Genomic DNA, 24,097 nt, shown 5'->3' on the forward strand with positions numbered 1-24,097 from the left:
TCATTCGTCGTCGTCGTCCTCGTCGTCCAGCCGTGCCAGCCAGGTGGCCAGGCGCTCGACGGGGACCTCGAAGTCCGGGTTGAGGTCGACGAACGTCCGCAGCTGCTCGGCGAGCCACTCGAAGGTGACCTCCTCCTCGCCGCGCCGCTTCTCCAGCTCCTCGATGCCCCGGTCGGTGAAGTACATGCGCACAGCGTAACGAGTGCCCGGCGGCCCCCGTCCCCCGCCCGGTGAGGGCGGGGCCCGGCCCCGCGCACGCGAGGGCCCGGCCAGGGACACGCCCCCGCGCTCCCGGGCAGACCGCCGGGCCCCCGCGCACGCGCGAGGGCCCGGCACCCCCGAGGGGTGCCGGGCCCTTCACCTGCTCACCGGGTGACCGGTCAGGCGTCGAAGACCTCGTTGACGAGCTGCTCCTGCTCCTGCTCGTGGCGCTTCTTCGAGCCCACGGCCGGCGACGAGCTGTGCGGCCGCGAGATGCGGCGCAGGCGCTCGCCGTGCGGGATGTCCGCGCCGACGGCCAGGTCGAGGTGGTCGATCAGGTTGAGCGCGATGAACGGCCAGGCGCCCTGGTTCGCCGGCTCCTCCTGCGCCCACAGGTACTTCTCGGCGTTCGGGTACTTCGCGATCTCGGCCTGGACCTCGGCACCCGGCAGCGGGTACAGGCGCTCCAGCCGGATGATCGCGGTGTCCGTGGCGCCGCGCTTCTGCCGCTCGGCGTCGAGGTCGTAGTAGACCTTGCCGGCGCAGAAGACGACCTTGCGCACCGCGCCGGCGTCGACGGTGTCGTCGCCGATGACCGGGCGGAAGCCGCCGGTGGTGAACTCCTCCGCCTTGGACGCCGCGGCCTTCAGACGCAGCATCGACTTCGGGGTGAAGACGATCAGCGGCTTGTGGTGCGGGTTGTGGACCTGCCAGCGCAGCAGGTGGAAGTAGTTCGACGGCAGGGTCGGCATCGCGACCGTCATGTTGTCCTGCGCGCACATCTGGAGGAAGCGCTCGGGACGCGCGGAGCTGTGGTCCGGGCCCTGGCCCTCGTAGCCGTGCGGCAGCAGCAGTGTGACGCCGGAGTGCTGGCTCCACTTCTGCTCGGCCGAGGAGATGAACTCGTCGACGACGGTCTGCGCGCCGTTGACGAAGTCACCGAACTGCGCCTCCCACATCACGAGGGCGTCGGGGCGGGCCAGCGAGTAGCCGTACTCGAAGCCCATCGCCGCGTACTCGCTGAGCAGCGAGTCGTAGACGTTGTAGCGGGCCTGCTCCTCGGTCAGGTAGAGCAGCGGGGTGTAGTCCTCGCCGGTCTCCTGGTCCACCAGCACCGCGTGGCGCTGGCCGAAGGTGCCGCGGCGGGTGTCCTGGCCGGACAGCCGGACGGGGGTGCCCTCCATCAGCAGCGAGCCGATGGCCAGGGTCTCGCCCATGCCCCAGTCGATCGTGCCGTCCTCGACGGAGGCGGCGCGGCGCTGCATCTGCGGCAGCAGCCGCGGGTGCACGGTGATCGTGTCCGGGATGTTGACCTGGGACTCCGCGATCCGCTTCACGACCTCCTGGGAGACCGCGGTGTTGACCGCGACCGGGAACTCCGGCTCGGCGTCCGGGACATGCGCGGGGGCCGGGTGGCTGGTGGCCTCGCGGACCTCGGCGAACACCTTCTCCAGCTGCCCCTGGAAGTCCTGGAGCGACTGCTCCGCCTCTTCGAGGGTGATGTCGCCGCGACCGATCAGCGACTCGGTGTAGAGCTTGCGCACCGAGCGCTTCTTGTCGATCAGGTTGTACATCTGCGGGTTGGTGAACGACGGGTTGTCGCCCTCGTTGTGACCGCGGCGGCGGTAGCAGATGAGGTCGATCACGACGTCCTTGTTGAACGCCTGGCGGAACTCGAAGGCGAGCCGCGCCACGCGCACGACGGCCTCCGGGTCGTCGCCGTTCACGTGGAAGATCGGCGCCTCGATCATGCGGGCCACGTCGGTGGCGTACATGGAGGAGCGCGACGACTCCGGGGCGGCGGTGAAGCCGACCTGGTTGTTGATGACGATGTGGACCGTGCCGCCGGTGCGGTAGCCGCGCAGCTGCGACATGTTCAGCGTCTCGGCGACGACGCCCTGGCCGGCGAAGGCCGCGTCACCGTGCAGGGCGACGGGCAGGACGGTGAAGTCCGTGCCGCCCTTGTTGATGACGTCCTGCTTGGCGCGGGCGACACCCTCCAGGACCGGGTCCACGGCCTCCAGGTGGGAGGGGTTGGCGACGAGGGAGACCTTGATCTGCTCGCCGTCCAGCCCGGTGAAGGTGCCCTCGGCGCCCAGGTGGTACTTCACGTCGCCGGAGCCGTGCATCGACTTCGGGTCGAGGTTGCCCTCGAACTCGCGGAAGATCTGGGCGTACGACTTGCCGACGATGTTCGCCAGCACGTTGAGCCGGCCGCGGTGGGCCATGCCGATGACGACCTCGTCGAGGCGCGACTCGGCCGCGGAGTCGATGACCGCGTCGAGCAGCGGGATGACGGACTCGCCGCCCTCCAGCGAGAAGCGCTTCTGGCCGACGTACTTCGTCTGCAGGAAGATCTCGAACGCCTCGGCGGCGTTCAGGCGGCGCAGGATGCGCAGCTGCTCCTCGCGCTCGGGCTTGTGGTGCGGGCGCTCGACCCGGTCCTGGAGCCACTTGCGCTGCTTCGGGTCCTGGATGTGCATGAACTCGATGCCGGTGGTGCGGCAGTACGACTCGCGCAGCACGCCGAGGATGTCGCGCAGCTTCATCATCGACTTGCCGGCGAAGCCGCCGACGGCGAACTCGCGCTCCAGGTCCCACAGGGTGAGGCCGTGCTCGGTGATGTCCAGGTCGGGGTGCTTGCGCTGGCGGTACTCCAGCGGGTCGGTGTCGGCCATGACGTGGCCGCGGACCCGGTAGGAGTGGATCAGCTCGAAGACCCGCGCGGCCTTGGTGACGTCGTCGTCGTGCGAGGCGTCGATGTCCTTGAGCCAGCGGACCGGCTCGTAGGGGATGCGCAGCGACTCGAAGATGTCGTCGTAGAAGCCCTCCTCGCCGAGGAGGAGGTTGGCGACGATGCGCAGGAACTCGCCCGACGCGGCGCCCTGGATGACGCGGTGGTCGTACGTGGAGGTGAGGGTCATCACCTTGGAGATGCCCAGCTTGTTCAGGGTGTCCTGCGAGGTCCCCTGGAACTCGGCCGGGTAGTCCATCGAGCCGACGCCCATGATGACGGACTGTCCGGGCATCAGGCGCGGCACCGAGTGGACGGTGCCGAGGCCGCCGGGGTTGGTCAGCGAGACGGTGACGCCGGTGAAGTCGTCCATCGTCAGCTTGTTGTTGCGGGCGCGGCGGACGATGTCCTCGTAGGCCTGCCAGAACTCGAAGAAGTTCAGGGTCTCGGCCTTCTTGATGCCCGCGACGACCAGCTGGCGGTCGCCGTTCGGCTTCACCAGGTCGATGGCCAGGCCGAAGTTGACGTGCTCCGGCTTGACCAGGGTCGGCTTGCCGTCCTTCTGGGCGAAGGACCAGTTCATCGAGGGCATGGCCTTGATGGCCTGCACCATCGCGTACCCGATGAGGTGGGTGAAGGAGATCTTCCCGCCGCGGGCGCGCTTGAGGTGGTTGTTGATGACGATGCGGTTGTCGAACAGCAGCTTCACCGGCACGGCGCGCACGGACGTGGCCGTGGGCAGTTCCAGGGAGGCGCTCATGTTCTTGGCGACCGCGGCGGACGGACCGCGCAGCGTCACGAACTCGGGGCCGCCGGCATCCTCGGCGGGGGCGGCGGCCTTCGCCGGTGCGGCCTTCGCGGGCGCGGCCTTGGCCGGGGCCGCCTTCGCGGGCGCCGGAGCGGCGGCGGCGGGCTTCGCGGGGGCCGGTGCCGGGGCCGCGGCGGGCTTCGCCGGGGCGGGGGCGGCCTGGGCGGGCGCCGCCTGCTGCGCGGCGGGCGCGCTCGCAGTCGTGGTGGGGGCGGTCGTGGTCGTGGCGGCGGGCGCCGCCTTGTCCTTGTCCGCCGCGCCGGCTCCCGGCTTGTAGTCGGCGAAGAAGTCCCACCAGGCCCGGTCGACCGAATTCGGGTCCTGGAGGTACTGCTGGTAGATCTCGTCGACGAGCCACTCATTGGCGCCGAACGCGGCGGCGGGGTTGGACCCCTGCGCGCCTTGGTCGGCCTGGAGGCTTGAGTTACTGGGGGACTGAGACGACACGGCGAGAACCGCCCTCTTCCGCTTCACAAGGTGATGGACAGCGGAAATAAAGGCTACGCCTCCTTGGCCGAGAGGTGCAGGCCGGGCCGGTCATCGTCGCGCAAGTCACACCGAAAGGCGGGTTTCGGGGTTGTGAATGGCGGGAAACAAGTCCAGTTTCGCCTCTGTGAGGGATCGCGGCCTCACGACTGCACCCCTGTGGCCTGCAGCCTTCTGACCGCTCCGCTCCTATCCACGCAGAACGACGCGCTCCGGTTCGAACCCTACGTCAACCTCTCGGTGACGGTTCTCCCGGAAGGGTGACCCTTATCCGGCAGCCCCGCGCGGATTCGGCCACGCCGATGCGCCCGCCGTGCAGATCCACCGCCCAGCGCGCGATCGCCAGCCCGAGCCCCGTGCCGCCGTCGCTGCCCGGTCCGTGCGGTGCGGCGACCTGGCCCCGGTTGAAGCGCTCGAAGACCCGGTGCCGCTCCTGCTCGGGGATGCCGGGACCCTCGTCCAGCACCTCCAGGTCCAGCGACTCCCGGCCGAAGCCGCGCCGGGCCCGGACCGTGACCCGGCCGTGCGGCGGCGAGTGCTTCACCGCGTTGTCGATGAGATTCGCCACCACCTGGTGCAGCCGCTCCGCGTCCGCGTGCGCGGTCAGCTCCGGCGGCGAGACGTCCAGGTGCAGATGGACGTCCGTGCGCGTGTGGTGTCCCGACCCGGAGGCGAGCCCGCGCTGCGAGGACGCCAGATTGGCCTCCTTCAGCACGCCCGAGAGGTACGGCCACACCTCGAACCTGCGGGCCCGCAGCGGCAGTACGCCGTTGTCCAGCCGGGACAGGTCCAGCAGCGTCTCGACCAGCCTGCCGAGCCGCTCCGTCTGCTTCAGCGCGGTGCGCATCGTCTCGGGGTCGGCGGCGGACACCCCGTCGACCACGTTCTCCAGCACGGCGCGCAGCGCCGCGATCGGGGTGCGCAGCTCGTGCGAGACGTTGGCGACCAGTTCCTTGCGGTTGCGGTCCACCGCCTCCAGGTCGTCGGCCATGCGGTTGATGGTCGACGCCAGGTCGCCGAGTTCGTCGCGGCGGTCGGCGCCGCGCACCCGGCGGGTGTAGTCGCCGTGCGATATGCCGCGGGCGACCCGGGTCATCTCGTCCAGCGGCGCGGTCAGCCCGTGCGCCACGAACTGCGTGATCAGCAGGGTGGCGATCATCGTGAAGATGGTGATGAACCGCACTTCGGTCTTGCTGTGGAAGGCCATCAGCATCAGACCGGTGGTGATCAGGACCGAGACGACGACCAGCGTGCTCAGCTTGGTCTTGATCGAGATCGTGAGGGATCGGGTGCCCAGCCGCCTGCGCAGCCGGCCGCGCGGCCGCCGGCTCATGGCGACGGCGTCTCCAGGGCGTAGCCCACGCCGTGGACGGTCCGGATCCGCTCCGCGCCGATCTTCCGGCGCAGCGCCTTGATGTGGCTGTCCACGGTCCGGGTGCCCGAGGCGTCCGCCCAGTCCCAGACCTCGGCGAGCAACTGCTCGCGGGAGAGGACGGCGCGCGGGGTGTTGGCGAGGCACACCAGCAGGTCGAACTCGGTCGGCGTCAGGTGGACGTCCTCGGCGCGCACCCGCACCCGGCGCTGGGCGTGGTCGATCTCCAGCTCGCCCAGGCGCAGGATGCCGCTGCGCGGGGTGACGGCGGCGAGGGCGGCACGCTCGACGCGGCGCAGCAGCACATGCACGCGGGCGGCGAGCTCGCGCATCGAGAACGGCTTGGTCATGTAGTCGTCGGCGCCGACGCCCAGCCCGACCAGCATGTCCGTCTCGTCGTCACGCGCGGTGAGCATCAGGACCGGTACGGGGCGCTGCGCCTGCACCCGGCGGCAGACCTCCAGGCCGTCGAAGCCCGGCAGCATGACGTCGAGGACCATCAGGTCGGGCTGCCACGCCTCGGCGGCGTCGACGGCTGCGGGGCCGTCGAGCGCGGTCTGGACCAGGAAGCCCTCGGCCCGCAGCCGGGCCGCGATGGCGTCGACGATCGTGGCGTCGTCCTCGACGACCAGCACCCGGCGCTGGGCTCCTGGCGTGGCCGCGACGCCGTTGTGCGTGGTGTGTGTCTGCTCCATCGCCCCGCCCCTGTTACCTGTTCACTGCGTGCTGCACGGTTGCGGACCGCTGCCGGGCCCGTTTGTGTCCCAGCAGCGTAAGGGCATCGGCGGGGTCCCGGCTACGCAGGGCGAACTCCGAGGTGCACCACGTCCGGTACGCCCCGGGCAAGGCGGATCTCTTCGGTTCTTACCCCGGTGAATCCGGCATTCCGCATCGCGTCCTCGAACGCGGACGACGGCTGCGCCGACCACACGGCGAGCACCCCGCCGGGCTTCAGCACCCGTGCGCAGGAGGCCAGTCCGTCCGGTGAGTAGAGGGCCTGGTTGTCGTCGGTGACCGTCCAGTCCGGCCCGTTGTCGATGTCCAGGCAGAGCGCGTCGAACCGGTCCTCGGTGGTCCGCAGGTGCTCCACCAGGTCCGTGTGGAGGATCACGCTCCGTGGATCGCCGAGCGCCGCGCCGGAGACCGCCGCGAGCGGTCCCGAGCGGTGCCACTCGATGATCGCCTCCTCGCGCTCCACGACCACGATCTGACGCCACTGCTCGCCCTCGGCCGCGTGCGCCAGCGAGAACCCGACCCCCAGCCCGCCGATGAGCAGGCTCGGTGCGAAGTTCCCCGTCCGAAGGGCCTCGAAGGCGGCGTCGACCAGCAGCCGCTCGGAGCGCCCGTCGGACGTGTCCATCAGGAAGCAGCCGTTGGCGATGATCTCGTGCACGGGCTCCCCGCCGGTCTCGCGCCGGCGCAGCACCACCTCGCCGTGCGGGCCCTCGCGCCGGTCCAGCACGACGGGCGCTCCGGTGTCGGACGCGGGGAACGGCATGGCGGTGGCCTCCGGGCGGCTCGCGGGTGACGAACAGGGTCCTGGCCATCCTCGCGGGATCGGACGGCGCATCCAAACCACTTCCCGGTACCGGCCGTCGTAAGCGGGCCTCCGTCGTCGCCGGGCCGTCGGCCCGGCGGTCCGGCGTGGGCGGGCTCCGTCGTCGCCGGGCCTTCGGTGGGCCGTCCGCGGCCCGCCGGGTCCGCCTCCCGGGCCCCCCGGCCGCCCCCTCGTGCCCGGCCGGGACCCGCGACGCGGGATCAGGGGCGGCGGGACCGGGCTCCGCGGCGGGCGTGGAGCACGATCCCCACCGCGAGGGCGGCGCCCGCCGCGGCCCAGGAGGCCGGCTCGGCCGCCGGCTGCGCGGGCCACACCCAGGGCGGCGCACCGACGGGCGTCCCCGGGGGCGGCAGATGCACCGCGCAGGTGTACGCGGCGACCGGCAGCCAGCTCCCCCGGGCGTCGGCCGCCACCGAGGCGGCCGCCGTGACACCCGCGGCGCCGGCGGTGTCGCGGATCACGGCGAGCGCCGCCGCGCCGCCGTCGCGGCCCGCCACCGCGCAGCCGAGCACCGCCGCGGCCAGGGCGGTGACGAGGAGGACATGGGCGAGCCGGCGCGGCCACCAGGCGCGGGACGCCGAGCGCTCGGCGTCCGCCATGGCCGTGTGCAGGCCGCCCGCCAGGGCGACGGCGGCCAGCAGCGGCCCGAACGCGGTCGCGGCCACCAGCCCCGGGACACCCGCCTCCGACCCGGGTCCCTCGCCCGCCCACAGGGCCAGCAGGCCGACGGCGGCGAGGGCGGCGGCCGCGCGGGGCAGCCCCCGGGAGCGGGCGTACAGCCAGGGACCGGACAGGCGGGGCGGCCCCGCGGGCCGGGACGGACGTGTGCCGGGTCTCACAGCGCAGGCACATCCTTCGGGTCGCAGCTGTCCACGCCGGCGAAGTACCGGGTCAGCCAGGCACGGCGCTCGTCGGCGGGCATGCGGTCGAGCCGGGCCCGTGCGGCGCGGTCGGCCGCGATCCGCGCCGTCCGCTCCCGGTCGCCCCGCTCCTCGGCGATGTCCAGCAGGTACTGCTCCATGGCCGCCCGGCCCGGGTCGTCCGCGAGCCAGTCCGTGACGACCCCGTCCACCGGGGCGTTGCGCGCGAACGCGCCGCCGTCCCCGCAGCCGTGGTTGTCGGGCGCCAGCGCGGCGGCCGCCTCCCAGGCGTACTGCCCCGGATCGGTCAGCCGGCCGCGTACAGCACTCCCGCCGAACGGTGTCAGCATCGGCAGTTCCGCTTCGTCCGGGCCCGGTGCACCGGACCGGTCCTCGAAACGGACCGGCAGGTTCCCGACCCCGTCGAGCCGTTCGTGCAGGCCGGCCAGCGCGCTCCTGACCTCGGGCAGCAGCCCCGGGTGCAGCGCGCTCACACAGACCTGGGGCCGGAGCGAGGTGTCGCACACCTGGCGGTCCGCGAGGGGCGAGGGACGCCACATGCCGTCGCCGCCGTGCAGCAGCACGCCGGCGGCCGCGGCCGACAGCGCGAGCGGCAGCAGCGCCGAGAGCCGGCGGCGGGCCGCGTACGCCAGCACCGCGCCCGCCGCCAGGCCGCCCGTCAGGGCGGCGGAGGCGAGGGGCTGCCACGGGACGGGCGCGGTGCCGTGGCCCCAGGCCGGGCCCAGCGGCGACAGGAGACGCGCCGTGCCGGAGTCCGTGTACTGGTGCCCGGCCAGGACGGCGTACGCGCAGCCCGCCAGCACCGGCGCGGCGCCGCGCCAGGGCGCCAGCAGGCCGCCGACATGGCCGATCAGCGTCATGGACGCCAGGAAGGCCGCGTCCCCGGCCACGGCCTCCGGCCGCGGACCCCCCGCGGAGGCGTAGGGCCAGGTGGCGGCCAGCGCACCGACGGCCACCAGGAGCTGGGCCGCGGCCGCCCACACGGCCACCGGCACGGCGGACACGAGCAGCTGGGCCAGCGGACCGCGCCCCGCCGTGGCCCGCAGGTCGTCCAGGCCCCGGCGCCGCTCCCTGCCGCCCTGCCAGCAGCCGGCCGCGACGGCCAGCGGGCCGCCCAGCACCGTGGTCGCTGCGTGCAGCAGGAACTGGGTCTCGCCCCAGCTGCCCTGCCACTGGTCCGCCTTCTGGATCAGTGCGGGGGCCAGGACGAGGACGAGGGCGAGGGCGGCCCACGGGCCGGTGCCGCGGCGCAGTTCGCTGCGGAAGGGGACCGGGGGCGCCGCCGCGGGCCGCTGCCGGACGGCGCTCATCGGCGGGCCCCTTCCGCCGGGGCGCCGCGGTGGGCGCGCAGAGCGGCCGCGTAGCCGCGCTCCACGGGACTGCCCGCCTCGTCGCTGTCGCCGTCGCTGTCGCTGTCGCCGCCTTCGCCGAGCGCGGCCAGTTCGCCGGTCGTGCCGCGGAAGGCGAGCCGGCCGGACTCGATCAGGACGACCTCCGAGCAGGCGGCGGCCACGTCCTCGACCAGGTGTGTGGCGACGAGCACGGTCGACGTCTCGCCCAACCGCCGCAGCAGCGCACGGAACTCGACGCGCTGCTCCGGGTCGAGCCCGGCCGTGGGTTCGTCGAGCAGCAGCAGCTCCGGCTCGTTGACGATCGCCTGCGCGATGCCCACCCGGCGCACCATCCCGCCGGAGAGCGTGCGGATCCTCGCGTCGGCCCTGTCCCCGAGACCGACCCGGTCGACCGCCCGCCGCACCGCCTCCGGCACGGCGGCGGCGTCCATCTCCTTCAGCCAGGCGACGTAGGCGACGAACTCCCGCACGGTGAAGCCCGGGTAGTGGCCGAAGTCCTGCGGCAGGTAGCCGAGCCGGCGCCGTGCCTCCGTCCGGGCGGCGCGCCCGGAGACGTCGAGGCCGAGCAGTTCGACGCGGCCCGCGGCCGGTTCGGTCACCGTGGCCAGGACGCGGACCAGGGAGGTCTTGCCCGCCCCGTTCGGGCCGAGGAGACCGTGGACGCCCCGGCCGAGGGTGAGGTCCAGCCCGTCCAGGGCGACGGACCTGCGGTGGCGGACGGTCAGGCCGGCGACGTTCACCGTCGGTGTGCCCGGTGTGCCCGGTGTGGTGCTCACATCGTCTCCAGGTGGTCGAAGGAGGTCCGGCGGACGGCGAGCAGTGCCGCGCACAGCACGGCGGCCGCCGCCCAGGCGCCCTGTGCCTGCGGCCCGCCCATGACGAGGGCGAGGTGCTCGGCCACCGCGTCCGGCCGCGGGGCCACGGCCGGTACCGCGCTCACCGCCAGCCAGAGCAGGCCGAGACCGGCGGCGGCGCTCCGGCAGCCCGTGTACGAGCCGAGCGCCAGCGCCGCCAGGGTCAGCGCCAGACCGGGCAGCAGCCAGGCCGCGGCGCCCGGCCCGCCGGCCCCCGCGGGCAGCACCGCGCCCGCCGCCGTCAGCAGCGGGACGCTCACCGTGAGCACGGTCGCGGTCCGCACCAGCAGCAGCCGGAGCCCGCCGGAAGGCGTGGACGCGACGACCTCGTGCAGGGGGTCGGCGTGCCTGCCGTACGACAGGCCCGCCCCGGCGAGCGGCAGCAGCGGAGCGACGAGCAGCAGCAGCGGCCGGGCCCCGCCGAAGCCCGCCCCGTACGCGAGGGCCGGGGCGCCCGCCACGACGATCAGCAGCGCGAGGCCCCAGGCACGCGGCAGGCCGGGGCCGGCGAGCCACACGAGGCGCGCGGCCCCGGTGGGGCGGGGGCGCGGGGCGGACGCCGGCCGGCGGGCGGGGAGGCGCAGGGGCGGGCGACGGGCGGGCGGAGTCGCCGCGGCGGTCAGCAGCAGCCCGGTCCGCAGGCCGGCCAGGACGGGTCCGGCGTCCCCGGCCCGCACGGCGGCCGACACGAGGGCGGCGCACCGGGCGCACGACTCGACGTGCTTCTCCAGGGACCAGGCGTCCGGTTCGGTGACGGACCCCGACGCGTACTCGCGCGCCAGCCGGTCCGTGACATGCCAGGTGTTCACGCGTTTCCTCCCCAGGCCGGGCCCTGGAGCGCGGCCCGCAGCTCACGGCGGGCGCGCATCGCGCGCGTCTTCACCGTGCCCTCCGGTATGCCGAGCAGGCGGGCCGTCTCCCTCGTGGTCAGGCCGTCGACGACGGTGGCCCGCAGCACCTCGCGCAGTTCCGGCGAGATGCGCTGCAGGGCGGCGCCCACGTCGCCGTACTCCAGCCCCGCCAGCACCCGGTCCTCCGCGGACGGCGCGCTGCCGGCCGGTTCGTGGACCACGCGTTCCTGGCGGGCGGCGGCGCGCCGCGCGTCGACGAGCCGGCGTGCGGCGATCACCCAGAGCCAGCCGCCGGCGTCGCCGCCCCGGTGCGAGGCCGCGGACCGCCACACGGCGACGAAGGTGTCCTGCATGACCTCCCGCACCATCTCCGGGTCGCCGCAGCGCCGGCTCAGCCGGACGTGCAGCCAGCCCGCGTGCCGGTCGTGGAACACCCCGAGCGCTTCCGTGTCCCCGCGGGCGACGGCACGCAGCAGTGCCGCGTCGTCGTCCCGCTCTCCCCTCCAGGGGCGCTTCAGTCTCACGTCCCCTCTATCGCGGGGAGGGCGGCCGGCGGTTCTCGGCGCCTTCGCGGGAGCCGTTCCGCCCGGGGCCGCAGGCCCCGCGGGGGCGGTCCGCTCAGAGGGCGTCCCCGGCGTGGAAGAGGCTGACCAGCGGGGCCTGGACCCGCCAGCCGAGCGACTCGTACAGGGCGCGCCCGTCCGGGGTGCCGCCGAGCAGGCCGGTCCCCGCGCCCGCGTCGAGGGCGGCCTCCCCGAGGGTGTGCATCACGACCCGCCCGAGGCCCTTGCGCCGGTGCTGCGGGGCGGTCTCGATCTGGTCGACGACGGCGGTCGCGCCGGTCACGGCGATCTGGCCGCGGGCCGCGAACGAGCCGTCGGCGGCGGTCACCAGGACACGCACCACACCTCCGCGGGTCCAGGTGCGCAGACGGTGCCCCGGGGGCAGGGCCGGCCGTGGCACCCGGCGCAGCCGGGTCCACATCAGCCAGCCGGGCTCGTCGACCCGCCAGTCGGGGCCGGCCCACTCCACGACGGAGGCGGGTGCGGCGAACACCTTCAGCCACACGGTCGGGGCGGCGACCTCGCGGGCGACCGCGCGCACGGTGGCCTCGTCGCCGGCGGTCAGCACATGGCGGGTGGCGTGCCGGACCTGGCCGACGTCGACGGTGAAGCCCCAGGGCGTGGCGACCGGGTCGGCGGCGCCGCGCGAGACGACCCAGCCGCGCACCCAGGCGTCGACGGCGTCGGCGGTGGACTCGAAGGACATGGGCTCTCCCCGCTCCCCGCACGGATGCGGGGGACTCTCATGGGTAAGGGACTCTGATGAACAGGGACTATTACATCTCATGGTGGGGCGGTGGTCGACGTGACGCCGGTCACGCGGGGCCGGAGTGATCCGCCGGGTGATCGCTCAGAGCGAACGCGGCCAAGGGAACATCCCTGGGCTCATGTGCATTGAGTCCATACAGCTCAACTTGACTGCGTTAGGGGAGATCATGGCTGCCGATGCCGAGGACTTCACGGTCCGTTCGCCGCTCACCCTGCCCGTGCTGCCGCTCGACGACGAAGTCGTGCTGCCGGGCATGGTCGTGCCGCTCGACCTGTCCGACACCGAGGTGCGGGCCGCGGTCGAGGCCGCCCAGGCGGCGGCCCGTCCCTCCGGCAACAAGCCGAAGGTGCTGCTCGTTCCCCGGGTCGACGGCACATACGCCGCGACCGGTGTGCTCGGCACCGTCGAGCAGGTCGGCCGGCTGTCCGACGGCGACCCCGGCGCGCTGATCCGGGGTGTCGGCCGCGTGCGCATCGGCGCGGGGACCACCGGGCCGGGCGGAGCGCTCTGGGTCGAGGGGACCGTGGTCGAGGAGGGCGTGACCGGGGCTCCCGGCGCCGTGTCCGAGCTGGTCACCGAGTACAAGGCCCTCGCCACCGCCTGGCTCAAGAAGCGCGGCGCCTGGCAGGTCGTGGACCGGGTCCAGCAGATCGACGACGTGGCCCAGCTCGCCGACAACTCCGGCTACTCGCCGTTCCTCACCACCGCCCAGAAGATCGAACTGCTGGAGACCGCCGACCCGGTCGCCCGGCTGCGGCTCGCCATCGGGCAGCTGCGGGAGCACCTCGCCGAGCAGGACGTCGCCGAGACCATCGCCAAGGACGTCCAGGAGGGTGTGGACAAGCAGCAGCGCGAGTTCCTGCTGCGCCGCCAGCTCGACGCCGTCCGCAAGGAGCTGCGCGAACTGAACGGCGAGACGGAGGGCGACGAGTCCGACGACTACCGCGCCCGCGTCGAGGCCGCCGACCTCCCGGAGAAGGTCCGCGAGGCGGCCCTCAAGGAGGTCGAGAAGCTGGAACGCGCGAGCGACCAGTCGCCCGAGGGCTCGTGGATCCGCACCTGGCTCGACACCGTCCTCGAACTGCCCTGGAACGAGCGCACCGAGGACGCCTACGACATCCAGGGCGCCAAGGCCCTGCTCGACGCCGAGCACGCCGGTCTGGCGGACGTGAAGGAGCGGATCACCGAGTACCTCGCGGTGCGCAAGCGGCGCGCCGACCGGGGCCTCGGCGTGGTCGGCGGCCGCAGAGGCGGCGCCGTGCTCGCGCTGGTCGGCCCGCCCGGCGTCGGCAAGACCAGCCTCGGCGAGTCCGTGGCGCACGCCATGGGCCGCGAGTTCGTCCGCGTCGCCCTCGGCGGTGTCCGCGACGAGGCGGAGATCCGCGGGCACCGGCGCACCTACGTCGGCGCCCTGCCCGGCCGGATCGTCCGGGCGATCAAGGAGGCCGGCTCGATGAACCCGGTCGTCCTGCTGGACGAGATCGACAAGGTCGGCTCCGACTTCCGCGGCGACCCCGCGGCCGCCCTGCTGGAAGTCCTCGACCCGGCACAGAACCACACCTTCCGCGACCACTACCTGGAGGTCGAACTCGACCTGAGCGACGTGGTCTTCCTCGCCACCGCCAACGTCCTGGAGGCCATCCCGGAGGCCCTGCTCGACCGGATGGAACTCGTCCGGCTCGACGGCTACACGGAGGACGAGAAGGTCGTCATCGCCCGGGACCACCTGGTGCCGCGACAGCTGGAGCGTGCGGGCATCGAGCCCGGCGAGGTCACCCTCGACGACTCGGCGCTGCGCCGCCTGGCCGGCGAGTACACCCGGGAGGCGGGCGTCCGGAACCTGGAGCGCTCCGTCGCACGGCTGCTCCGCAAGGTCGCGGCCCAGCACGAACTGGGCGAACGCGAGCTGCCGTTCACCGTCGGCGACGGCGATCTGCGCGCCCTGATCGGCCGGCCCCACCACGTTCCGGAGTCCGCCCAGGACCCGTCGGAGCGCAGGACCGCCGTGCCGGGCGTGGCCACCGGTCTCGCCGTCACCGGCGCGGGCGGGGACGTGCTGTTCGTCGAGGCGTCGCTCGCCGACCCGGAGACGGGCGCGGCCGGACTGACCCTGACCGGTCAGCTCGGCGACGTGATGAAGGAGTCGGCGCAGATCGCGCTGAGCTTCCTGCGCTCGCACGGCGCCGAACTGGAACTGCCGGTCGCCGACCTGAAGGACCGCGGGGTGCACATCCACTTCCCGGCGGGCGCGGTGCCCAAGGACGGGCCGAGCGCCGGTGTCACCATGACCACGGCCCTCGCCTCGCTGCTCTCCGGACGGCAGGTGCGCACGGACGTGGCGATGACCGGTGAGGTGTCGCTGACGGGGCGGGTCCTGCCCATCGGCGGAGTGAAGCAGAAGCTGCTGGCCGCCCACCGGGCGGGCATCACCACCGTGATCATCCCGAAGCGCAACGAGGCCGACCTGGACGACGTGCCGGCCGAGATCCTGCAGAAGCTGGACGTCCACCCGGTGACCGACGTGCGCCAGGTGCTGGAACTCGCGCTCTCTCCCGCCGAGTCCCCGGTGACGGCCGCCGCCTGACGGGCGGCCCCGGGAGTGCCGGAGGCCCGGCCGCGGACCGTCCGTCCGCGGCCGGGCCCCCGGCCGTGCGCGGGGCGGGCGGTGCCGAGTGCGGGGCACGTGGTGCTGAGCGGGCGCGGGCGGTGCCGAGTGCGGGGCGGGCGGTGGTGAGCGGGCACGGGCGGTGCGTTCCGGGCACGCACAATGGACGGATGGACACCCTGCGAGCCGACTGCTCGAACTGCTTCGGCCTGTGCTGCGTCGCCCTGCCCTTCGCCGCGTCCGCGGACTTCGCCGCCGGCAAGGCGGCCGGCACACCGTGCGCCAACCTCCGCACCGACTTCCGGTGCGGCATCCACGACCGGCTCCGCACCAGCGGCTACCAGGGCTGCACCGTCTACGACTGCTTCGGCGCGGGCCAGCAGGTCTCGCAGGTCACCTACGGCGGCACCGACTGGCGCACCGCGCCGGACACGGCGGCCGGGATGTTCGCGGTGTTCCCCGTGGTGCGCCAGCTCCACGAACTGCTGCGGTACCTGGAGGAGGCGCTGACCCTCACCGCCGCCGCGGAACTCCGCCCCGCGCTGCGCGCGCAGCGCGCCTCGGTCCGCGAGCTGACCGCACTGACGCCCGACGGGCTGCTGGAGCTGGACGTCGCCGCCCGCCGGCAGGAGGTGAACGCCCTGCTGCTGCGCACCAGCGAACTGGTGCGGGCGGGGGGCCGGCGCGGGAGGAAGGACCGCAGGGGAGCGGATCTGATGGGGGCCCGGCTGCGCGGCGCGGACCTGCGCGGGGTGAGCCTGCGCGGCGCGTGCCTGATCGCCGCCGACCTGACGGGCGCCGACCTGCGCCTGACCGACCTCATCGGGGCCGATCTGCGGGACACCCGTCTCGCGGGCGCTGATCTGACCGGCGCGTTCTTCCTCACCCAGCCCCAGCTGAACGCCGCCCGCGGCGACGGGGCGACCCGGCTCCCGGACGGGCTGACCCGCCCCGCGCACTGGTCGTGACGACCGGAGCGGCGGGGCGGGCCCGGGGAGGCGGTGCCCGCGCGGGGGAAGCGGTGCGTGCGCGCGGGCTCAGCCGTTGGCGAGTGCCACGACGCGGTCGTAGGCGCCGTTGAACTTGTTGTGGTCGCCGACGATCGGTCCGGACGAGGTGTACTGCCACATCGTGTAGTACGGCCAGCCGGCCGGCAGGGTGCCGGGCACGGTGTCGTAGCGGGCGACCCACAGCGGGTTGGTGGAGCCGAAGCCGGCGTAGTTGCCGGTGCACTGGGTCCACCAGCTGGTCGCCGTGTAGACGACGGCGTCCCGGCCGGTGCGCGCCTTGTAGCGGTTCAGGAAGTCCCTGATCCAGGTGACCATCGCGGACTGCGACTTGCCGTAGCAGGCGGCGCCGTACGGGTTCCACTCGATGTCGAGCACGCCCGGCAGCGTCCTGCCGTCCTTGGACCAGCCGCCGCCGTTGTTGACGAAGTAGTCGGCCTGGGCCGCGCCGGACGTGGTGTCGGGGGTCGCGAAGTGGTACGTGCCCCGGATCATGCCGACGTTGTAGGAGCCGTTGTACTGCTGGGTGAAGTAGGTGTTCTTGTAGTACGTGCCCTCGGTGGCCTTGACGTAGGCCCATTTGACGCCGCTGCTCCACAGGCCGGACCAGTTGACGTTCCCCTGGTGGCTGGAGACGTCGACGCCTTCGGTCTGGACCGCGCGGGTGTCGCGGGGGGTGCCGCCCTTGCCGTCGTGGGCGACGACGCCCATGCCCATGTGGGCGGAGCCGCGGACCGGCTTGGGGTCGGCGGCCGCGCCGGGGGCGGTGAGGAGGAGGGAGATGACTGCGACGAGAGTGCCGGCCGCCGCGAGACGCGTACGACCGGTCTTTCCGGATCTGTGCACGGGCATAGCGTGCCTCCGAGGACCTCGGTGAGGGGGATCTGACGACGTGTCGACATGTCGTGGCGGACCGCGTGGTGTGGACATGCCAGGAAAAACTCTACGCACGTAGACCCGGCACGGAAAAGGGCACCCGGGTTCCGCCGTTGGTCTACGCCTGCGAAATACTTGCCCAACTGCGGCGATGACGGACCGCACGGGGAAACTTTCAGAACCGGGAAAGCGCGCAATGGGTGCTGACGTGCACGAAAGCGGTACGGCGAGCCAGGCCGGACCCGAGGGGGGAAGTGGTATGGACCGCGAATTCCTCGCCCTCGAACGCGAGTTGGCGGTCTTCCTCCGCCGTGCGAGGGCTTCGTCGGGCGAGATGGCCCGGGAACTCCACCCCGATCTGGAGCCCGCGGCCTACGGCCTGCTGGTCCGCCTGGAGGAGGCCGGGGCGCAGCGCGGCACCGAACTGGCCGCCTACATCGGCGTCGGCAAGGCGACCATGAGCCGGCAGCTGCGCGCCCTGGAGGAGGTCGGCCTCGTCACCCGGGAGCCGGACCCCGCCGACGGCCGGGCGTCCCTCGTACGGCTCACGGACGAAGGGGTGGCCCGGTTCCGCCATGTGCGCGACGCGCGCCGGGCCCGCTACGTGAGCAAGCTCGCCGGCTGGGACCGCGGCGAGGTCGCGGAACTGGCCCGGCTGCTCCGCCAGCTGAACACCAGCGCCGAGAGCTGAGGCGCAGCGCCCGGCGGCGCCGCCCGGCGGTGGCGTGAGGCGCGCGGCGGTGTCGTGAGGCGGTGTCGTGGGGCGGCCGGCGGTGCCGGGCGAGGGCGGTTCGGCGCCTCGCGCGGGGGTGCGGTCCCGACGCGGGGCTCGCCCGGCCGCCGCCGTGCCCTGCGCGGACGGCGCGTGGCGCGGGGCGGGCGTGCGAGCGAGCCCGGCGTCCCACGGGCCGGCGCCTCGGCCTCGTGCGCGGCGCGACGGTCAGAGCTCGGCGAACACCGCCGACGCGTCGTCGTGGAGCTTGTGGCGCCGGACTCCCGCGCCCTGCTCCTCGCCCGCCCGCTCCAGCGCGCGCACGCGGTCGATCAGCGACCGCGCACCCTCCGTGCGCAGCACCTCCACGCACGCACGCCAGTCGCCCTCGCCGAAGAGGTCCACCCAGCGGGACGCGCCGTCCGTCAGGGCCGCCACCGACCGCACCCGGGCGCGGGGGACGCTCCCGGTCACCGCGCGCGCCGCCACGGCGGGGTCCGCCGCCGCCGTCCAGAAGCCGCCCTCCGCGTTGCGCAGGGCGTCCGCCGACGCGTGGGTGCGCAGCGCCTCGCGCGGCAGCCGGTCCAGCCGGTCGTCGAGCACCGCGGCGACCTCCCCGGCGGGGGCCTCCAGGAGCAGCACGGAGTCGGAGAGCACGAGGAACTCCAGCTCCCCCTCCGGCCTGTCCCAGCGGGCCAGGACGACGGTTGCCTGAGGAGTGCGGACGTGAGAAAGGTCACACGTGTCGCGGTGTGCGTCGGCGGTGCGCCGGATCGCCGCCGCGAGTACGTCCCGAAGCGCCAGATCGCGCCGAGATGCGGACAGTTCGGTCAGTGCCCCGCCCAGCCGGGCGGTGAACCAGGGGACGCCGTGCACACACCCGGCGTCGTCCCGCGGCGGAGTGACGCCGTCCAGCAGTACCAGCGTTCCGCCCTGGCCCGACGCGGGCAGGGACGCCGACACCCAATCCTCGTTGGGGTGTTCCCGGCGTCCGGGGTCGGTGGCGAGGTCGATGCGCATGGACGCCAGTCTGCATGACACCTTCACCGCTCCTGCACGAAGCGCGGATCGGCCCGTACCAGCAGGTCAGGGGGGTGGCTCCGGCCCGATCGCGCGGCGGGCGCACCTGCGGGCGCGCATCCTGCCAAAGGCCGGGCCCGAGGTCCAACCCGCGCGCCGCGCGGGCCGCGCGGGACCGGGTGCGCGAGTTGTTCGCCAACTCCGGCATGTTGTTCACTCGTTCGGGTGGCGGAGCGGCCGATGCGCGCCTCCCTCCCGAAGGCACTGGAATGGTCGGGTGCCGTACCAGGGGTGGGGCTCTCGCGTGTGACCGGTCGTCATCTCTGCTTCATGGGTGGACGAGTCAAGCAAGATTGCGAGCACCGGTGCAGAAGAAGCGGCCTCGGGGCAAGGGCAGGCCCACGGAGAACGCGGGCGGCACGCCCGCCCCGGCGACGGCGGCCCCCCTGCCCCCGAAGGACGACACGACCCCCAAAGGACACCCGGTCAGGGTGCGCACCAGGCTGGTGGCCGGTGTCGCGCTCGCGGGTCTCGCCGTGGTCGGCGCGGGTGTCCCCGGCGTCCTGGCCGTGTCGGCCGACCTGACCTCCTCCCAGGAGCTCGTGACCCTCGCGGCCCTCGACCGCCAGGCCGTCACCCTGGCCCACTCGCTCTCCGACGAGCGGGACGAGGTCGTCGCCTGGATCGCCGCGGGCGGCGAGAACCAGCAGGGCGACAAGGAGGAGCGCCGCACCCTGACGGACGGCCTCAGCGCCCGCGTCGACCGGCAGATCGACGAGATCCGCGAGGAGACCACCGGCGACCACGCCGAACTGGGCCGCAGCCTCGCCACCGTGCCGTCCCTGCGCCGGACCGCGCTCGAGGGCAAGAGCACCCCCGTCGAGGTGCACCGCACCTACACGGACGTGATCGACCGGCTCCACGCACTCGCCTCCGAGCTCTCCGACCGGACCCCGCCCCGGGCCGCCGACGGGACCCGCGCCCCCTCCGACCTCGGACACGCCGTGGAACAGGCGTCCGCGGTGCGCGGCCTGCTGCTCGCGGCCCTGTCCGTGCCGCAGCCGGACCCCGTGATCGGCTACGACCCGGTCACCGGCCTGCCCGAGGAGACCCCGGGCGAGGACACCGGAGAGAACGCCCGCACCCGCGACGCGCTGACCGCCGCCGCCCAGCAGGCCCGGGTGCGCGAACTCGGCGCGCTCGCCGACTTCGACCAGTCCGCCGCCAAGGACGCCCGCGACAAGCTGGCCGCCACCGTCACCGGCTCGGAGGTGAAGGCCGCCGAGGCGTTCCTCGCGCGCCTCACCGACCAGCCCCGGCTCACCGGCGGCGAACGCGCCACCGACCGTGCCGAGCTGGAGGCGGCGCTCACCGCCCGCATCGAGCAGATGCGCGGAGCCGAGACGGCGCTCGCCGCGGACCGCCTCGCCGCCTTCGAGCAGCTCCGGGACGACGACGTCACGGCCCTGGAGATACGCATCGCGCTCCTCGGCGGCCTGCTGGTGATCACCATCGGCGTGCTCGCCGCGGTCTCCCGCACCCTGACCCGCCCGCTCGCGGTGCTGCGCCTCGGCGCCGCCCGGCTGGCCGACGCGCAGGGCGCCGGGGACCCGGTCCGCTTCACCGGGCGCAACGACGAGTTCGCCCAGGTCGTGCGCTCGCTCAACGCCCTGCACGGCCAGCTCCGCGACCTCGCCGGACGCGTCGAGCGCCTGGACGGCGACCGCGGCGACCTCATCGGCTCCCGCGAGGCCGCCGTCGCCGAACTCGCCGCGGCCCGCGCCGAGCTCGGCGAGCGGACGGCCGGGATGACCGCCGAGCTGGAGCGGCTGCGCCACACGGTCCACCACACCTTCGTCAACCTCTCGCTGCGGACCCTCGGGCTCGTCGAGCGCCAGCTCGGCGTCATCGAGAAGCTGGAGGAGCGCGAGCAGGACCCGGAGCGCCTGTCCACCCTCTTCAAGCTCGACCACATGGCCACCGTCATGCGGCGGCACAGCGAGAACCTGCTGGTCCTCGCCGGGGCCGAGCACGGACAGGGCCACATCGGGCCGGTGCCGCTGGTCGACGTGCTGCGCGCCGCCGTCAGCGAGATCGAACGGTACGACCGGGTCGTCATCCAGTCCCTTCCGCCGCACGCCCAGATCGCGGGCTTCGCCGCCGACGACCTCAGCCACCTGGTCGCCGAACTCCTGGAGAACGCCACCGCGTTCTCCCCGCCGGACGCGCAGGTCGAGATGTCCGGCTGGCTCCTGGAGAACGGGGAGATCATGCTCTCCGTGCAGGACACCGGCATCGGGATGACGCCCGCACGCCTCGGCGAGGTCAACGCCCGGCTGGCCGAGCCCTCCGCGTACGAGACGCCCGGAGCCCGCGATGCCGAGGGTCTCGGTCTGCGTGTGGCGGGTCTGCTGGCCGCGCGCCACGGCGTGCGCGTCCAGCTGCGCGAGCACAAGCAGGGCGGCATCACCGCCGTCGTCGTCGTGCCGGCCGCTCTGCTGCCCGAGGGGCTTCCCGCGACCGCCGCCCAGCCGGTGGGGGTGCCGGGCCAGGCCCCCGCCGTCCAGCTGCCGGGTTCCGTCGCCGAGGCCAACTCCAACGCCCTGCCCCCGAGCGCCCGGCGCGGGCCGGCGCCCCGGCCGGACGCAGCGGAGGCCGCGACCCCTGCCCGGACGCCCGCCGAGCAGGCGGCCCCGGCGGGGACGCCCGCCGCCGGAGCGGCTCCCGAAGGGACGGGCGGGCCGGGGGCCGTGCCGTTCCAGGACGCCGAACCGGGTGCTGCGGAACCGGGTGCTGCGGACGCGGGCCGTCAGGACGCGGTGCGTGCGGACGCGGTGCGTGCGGACGAGGGCCGCCAGGACGCGGGGCTGCCGGAACCGGGGCTTCAGGACTCCGGTCACGGTGAGCCCGGCGGCCCGGGTGGACCCGGTGAGCCCGGTGGAATCGGTGCCGGCGGTCTTCCGCACGCCGGTCTCCCGGCGAGCGGTGCCGACACCGGTGCTCCCGCCCCCGCCCCGGACTTCGACGACCCCTTCGTCGCCGCGGCCGAGCGCGCGGTGCGCGCCGCCGAAGCCGAGGAGGCCCACGAGCGGAGCGCCGACGGCGAGTCGGTGACGGACGGGATCGACCAGGAGACGTTCACCATGCGGCTGCCCCGGCAGCCCGCTCCCGCCGCCGAGGACGCCGTCGCCCCGCACACGGGGGACGGGGTCCCGCACGGCCGCGCGAACCCGGCGGAGAGCGCCGTTCCGGGACCGGCCGAGGGCTCCGTCCCGCCCCCCGCGTCCGGGGCGGACACCGTCCGGACGCCGGCCGTCGCCCCCGCGCCGGACGGGACCGGGGCCGGGGCGCCGGTCGCCGGGCACGAGCCCGGGGACCACGCGCCCGCGCCGGACGGACCGGGGTCACCCGCGTGGGACCGGGTCACCGACAAGGGCCTGCCCAAGCGGACCCCCAGGAACGTCGCCCCCGCCGCAGCGCCCGCAGGGCGCACCGGGGCCGTCGACGCCGACGCCCTGCGGCGCAGGCTCGGTGGCTTCCAGCAGGGGGCCAAGGACGGCCGCCGCGACGCCGAGGCCGAGATCAGCCAGGCCACCCAGAACACGCAGGCCGCCCAGGCCATCCAGAACACGCAGGCCGGGCAGAACACGCCGAGCACGCAGAACCCGCGGAGCGCACCGGAAGCCGGGACCACGACCGCCCCCCACCCCGGCCGGCCGGACGGAACCGCGCACCGCGGGGACACACAGCACGAGGACACGCGGCATCACCACACGCGGCACCCGGACGCGACGGACACGGCCGGGGCAGCGGAACCAGGAGCGGGGGACACAGTCGAGGAGGCACGCAGTTGACTGCGACCGGCACATTCGGGCTGAGCAGCGAGGCCCGCAATCTGCAGTGGTTGTTGGGCAATCTCGTGGAGGAGGTGCCTGGAGTCCGCTCGGTCGCCGTCGTGTCGTCCGACGGACTGCTGCTGCTCTCCTCCGACCCCGAACCCGAGCGCGGACCGGCCCCCACCGCCGTCCGCCCGGAGGGCCCCCGCGGGTCCAGCGCCGACCTGGCCACCATCGTCTCCGGCATCGGCAGCCTGACCATCGGCGCCGCCGGGCTGATGGACGGCGGCGGGGTGAAGCAGACCATGATCGCCATGGAGGAGAGCAGCGTCCTCGTCATGTCCATCAGCGACGGCTCCCTGCTCGGCGTCCACGCCACCCCCGACTGCGACATGAGCGTCGTCGCCTACCACATGGCCCTCTTCGTGGGCCGTGCCGGACACGTACTCACCCCCGAAGTCCGCAGCGAACTGCGCAAATCGATGGAGAGCACCCGATGACCGCCGCCGCTTCCTCCTCCAAGCTCCCCGTGCGCGGCCAGGAGCGACGGCCCGCCCGGGTCCGCCCGTACTCGCTGACCGGCGGCCGGACCCGCTTCGGCCACGTCCTGCTCGTGGAGACGTTCGTCGCCGCGCTCGAAGCCCCGCCGGAGCGCCGCGAGCTGCCGAACGGCAACCTCGCCTCGCGCGTGATGCCCGAACTGCGGGCGATCGTCGAGCTCTGCCGCCGGATGCGTACCGTCGCCGAGATCTCGGCGCTGCTGAAGATGCCGCTGGGTGTCGTCCGGGTGCTGCTCAGCGACCTGGCCGACCAGGGAAAGATCCGCGTGTACGGGACCGGTCACGGCACCGGCCAGCCCGACCGCGCACTGCTCGAAAGGGTGCTGAGTGGACTCCGCCGCCTCTGACACGCTCTTCGCCCGCCCGTCGGCGGGGGACCCCCCTGCCACGGCGGATCCGGACCCCGCCGGCCCGATACCGGCCCGGCCCGGCCCCGGCGCCCCTCCGCTGTCCGACGAGGGCGTCCAGGCGTGGCAGCTCGACACCACCCGTGCCCCCATCGCGACGAAGATCGTGGTCGCGGGCGGCTTCGGCGTGGGCAAGACGACGTTCGTCGGCGCGGTCTCGGAGATCACTCCGCTCCAGACCGAGGCGCTGATGACCCAGGCCAGTGAGGACACGGACGACCTCACGGCCACGCCCGACAAGACCACCACCACGGTGGCGATGGACTTCGGCCGGATCACGCTCGACGACGACCTGGTGCTCTACGTCTTCGGCACGCCCGGCCAGCAGCGCTTCTGGTTCATGTGGGACGACCTGGTGCGCGGGGCGATCGGCGCGATCGTGATGGCGGACACCCGGCGGCTGCCGGACTGCTTCCCCGCTCTCGACTACTTCGAGAGCTGCGGGCTGCCGTACGTCGTCGCCGTCAACCACTTCGAGGGAACGACCGCCTACGAGGCCGAGGACGTCAGGGAAGCCCTGACCGTGCCCCCGCACGTACCGGTGGTGATCATGGACGCGCGCAACCGCGTCACGGTCATCGAGTCGCTGCTCGCGCTCGTCGCCCACGCCCTCGAGGCAACCCCCGAATAGCCTCCCGAACCACA

At 74.0% G+C, this 24,097-nt stretch carries 20 protein-coding genes; 7 read left to right on the forward strand and 13 right to left on the reverse strand.

What is annotated here, in order from left to right; translation table 11 throughout:
* The 11 genes from IAG43_RS21590 to IAG43_RS21640 all read right to left on the reverse strand — a co-directional run bounded on the left by IAG43_RS21590 (position 1) and on the right by IAG43_RS21640 (position 12,366).
* Complete coding sequence (locus IAG43_RS21590) at positions 1–186, reverse strand: DUF6104 family protein (protein WP_053640526.1); 186 nt, start codon at positions 184–186, stop codon at positions 1–3.
* 194 nt (positions 187–380) lie between these two features.
* On the reverse strand, positions 381–4,190 hold the full coding sequence (locus tag IAG43_RS21595; RefSeq protein ID WP_187742347.1) for a multifunctional oxoglutarate decarboxylase/oxoglutarate dehydrogenase thiamine pyrophosphate-binding subunit/dihydrolipoyllysine-residue succinyltransferase subunit: 3,810 nt from the start codon (positions 4,188–4,190) through the stop codon (positions 381–383).
* 268 nt (positions 4,191–4,458) lie between these two features.
* Complete coding sequence (locus tag IAG43_RS21600; RefSeq protein ID WP_187742348.1) at positions 4,459–5,562, reverse strand: HAMP domain-containing sensor histidine kinase; 1,104 nt, start codon at positions 5,560–5,562, stop codon at positions 4,459–4,461.
* Positions 5,559–6,296: a response regulator transcription factor gene (locus IAG43_RS21605; RefSeq protein WP_187742349.1), complete on the reverse strand. Its 738-nt coding sequence runs from the start codon at positions 6,294–6,296 to the stop codon at positions 5,559–5,561. Before IAG43_RS21605 ends, IAG43_RS21600 begins: the two co-directional genes overlap by 4 nt.
* A 101-nt stretch (positions 6,297–6,397) precedes the next feature.
* Entirely contained in the window at positions 6,398–7,099 is a 702-nt protein-coding gene (locus IAG43_RS21610; protein ID WP_187742350.1) for a spermine/spermidine synthase domain-containing protein, read from the reverse strand.
* A 260-nt stretch (positions 7,100–7,359) separates the two neighbouring features.
* Positions 7,360–7,998 carry a hypothetical protein gene (locus IAG43_RS21615; RefSeq protein ID WP_246574491.1) on the reverse strand — a complete coding sequence of 213 codons (639 nt, stop codon included), beginning with the start codon at positions 7,996–7,998 and terminating at the stop codon, positions 7,360–7,362.
* Complete coding sequence (locus tag IAG43_RS21620) at positions 7,995–9,350, reverse strand: hypothetical protein (RefSeq protein WP_187742351.1); 1,356 nt, start codon at positions 9,348–9,350, stop codon at positions 7,995–7,997. Before IAG43_RS21620 ends, IAG43_RS21615 begins: the two co-directional genes overlap by 4 nt.
* Positions 9,347–10,168 carry an ATP-binding cassette domain-containing protein gene (locus tag IAG43_RS21625; RefSeq protein WP_187742352.1) on the reverse strand — a complete coding sequence of 274 codons (822 nt, stop codon included), beginning with the start codon at positions 10,166–10,168 and terminating at the stop codon, positions 9,347–9,349. The genes IAG43_RS21620 and IAG43_RS21625 overlap by 4 nt, the downstream gene beginning before the upstream one ends.
* Positions 10,165–11,055, reverse strand: a complete 891-nt coding sequence (locus tag IAG43_RS21630) for a zf-HC2 domain-containing protein (RefSeq protein WP_187742353.1) — start codon at positions 11,053–11,055, stop codon at positions 10,165–10,167. The genes IAG43_RS21625 and IAG43_RS21630 overlap by 4 nt, the downstream gene beginning before the upstream one ends.
* Complete coding sequence (locus IAG43_RS21635; protein ID WP_187742354.1) at positions 11,052–11,621, reverse strand: RNA polymerase sigma factor; 570 nt, start codon at positions 11,619–11,621, stop codon at positions 11,052–11,054. The genes IAG43_RS21630 and IAG43_RS21635 overlap by 4 nt, the downstream gene beginning before the upstream one ends.
* Before the next feature lie 94 nt (positions 11,622–11,715).
* On the reverse strand, positions 11,716–12,366 hold the full coding sequence (locus IAG43_RS21640; RefSeq protein WP_187742355.1) for a GNAT family N-acetyltransferase: 651 nt from the start codon (positions 12,364–12,366) through the stop codon (positions 11,716–11,718).
* Positions 12,367–12,595: 229 nt separating this feature from the next.
* Between IAG43_RS21640 and lon the strand changes: the two genes are divergently transcribed.
* Complete coding sequence (gene lon, locus IAG43_RS21645; RefSeq protein ID WP_187742356.1) at positions 12,596–15,013, forward strand: endopeptidase La; 2,418 nt, start codon at positions 12,596–12,598, stop codon at positions 15,011–15,013.
* A gap of 191 nt (positions 15,014–15,204) precedes the next feature.
* Positions 15,205–16,002, forward strand: coding sequence for a pentapeptide repeat-containing protein (locus IAG43_RS21650; protein ID WP_187742357.1), 798 nt, complete (start codon positions 15,205–15,207; stop codon positions 16,000–16,002).
* Positions 16,003–16,071: 69 nt separating this feature from the next.
* Here the strand turns inward: IAG43_RS21650 and IAG43_RS21655 are convergent, their stop codons facing one another.
* A complete protein-coding gene (locus tag IAG43_RS21655) occupies positions 16,072–16,893 on the reverse strand; it encodes a lysozyme (protein WP_187742358.1) in 822 nt (273 codons plus the stop codon).
* Between the two features lie 283 nt (positions 16,894–17,176).
* Here IAG43_RS21655 and IAG43_RS21660 point away from each other — a divergent pair, with 283 nt between their 5' ends.
* Entirely contained in the window at positions 17,177–17,608 is a 432-nt protein-coding gene (locus IAG43_RS21660) for a MarR family winged helix-turn-helix transcriptional regulator (RefSeq protein WP_187742359.1), read from the forward strand.
* A 249-nt stretch (positions 17,609–17,857) separates the two neighbouring features.
* Here the strand turns inward: IAG43_RS21660 and IAG43_RS21665 are convergent, their stop codons facing one another.
* Positions 17,858–18,649: a hypothetical protein gene (locus IAG43_RS21665; protein WP_187742360.1), complete on the reverse strand. Its 792-nt coding sequence runs from the start codon at positions 18,647–18,649 to the stop codon at positions 17,858–17,860.
* 365 nt (positions 18,650–19,014) lie between these two features.
* Between IAG43_RS21665 and IAG43_RS21670 the strand changes: the two genes are divergently transcribed.
* Genes IAG43_RS21670 through IAG43_RS21685 form a run of 4 tightly spaced genes read left to right on the forward strand, consistent with a single transcriptional unit; the run spans position 19,015 to position 24,083 of the window.
* Entirely contained in the window at positions 19,015–22,503 is a 3,489-nt protein-coding gene (locus IAG43_RS21670) for a sensor histidine kinase (RefSeq protein WP_187742361.1), read from the forward strand.
* Positions 22,500–22,985 carry a roadblock/LC7 domain-containing protein gene (locus tag IAG43_RS21675; RefSeq protein WP_187742362.1) on the forward strand — a complete coding sequence of 162 codons (486 nt, stop codon included), beginning with the start codon at positions 22,500–22,502 and terminating at the stop codon, positions 22,983–22,985. Before IAG43_RS21670 ends, IAG43_RS21675 begins: the two co-directional genes overlap by 4 nt.
* Positions 22,982–23,392, forward strand: a complete 411-nt coding sequence (locus IAG43_RS21680; RefSeq protein WP_187742363.1) for a DUF742 domain-containing protein — start codon at positions 22,982–22,984, stop codon at positions 23,390–23,392. The genes IAG43_RS21675 and IAG43_RS21680 overlap by 4 nt, the downstream gene beginning before the upstream one ends.
* On the forward strand, positions 23,373–24,083 hold the full coding sequence (locus IAG43_RS21685; protein ID WP_343075677.1) for a GTP-binding protein: 711 nt from the start codon (positions 23,373–23,375) through the stop codon (positions 24,081–24,083). Before IAG43_RS21680 ends, IAG43_RS21685 begins: the two co-directional genes overlap by 20 nt.
* Positions 24,084–24,097 lie beyond the last annotated feature (14 nt).

Source organism: Streptomyces genisteinicus, from assembly GCF_014489615.1.
Classification (GTDB): Bacteria; Actinomycetota; Actinomycetes; order Streptomycetales; family Streptomycetaceae; genus Streptomyces; species Streptomyces genisteinicus.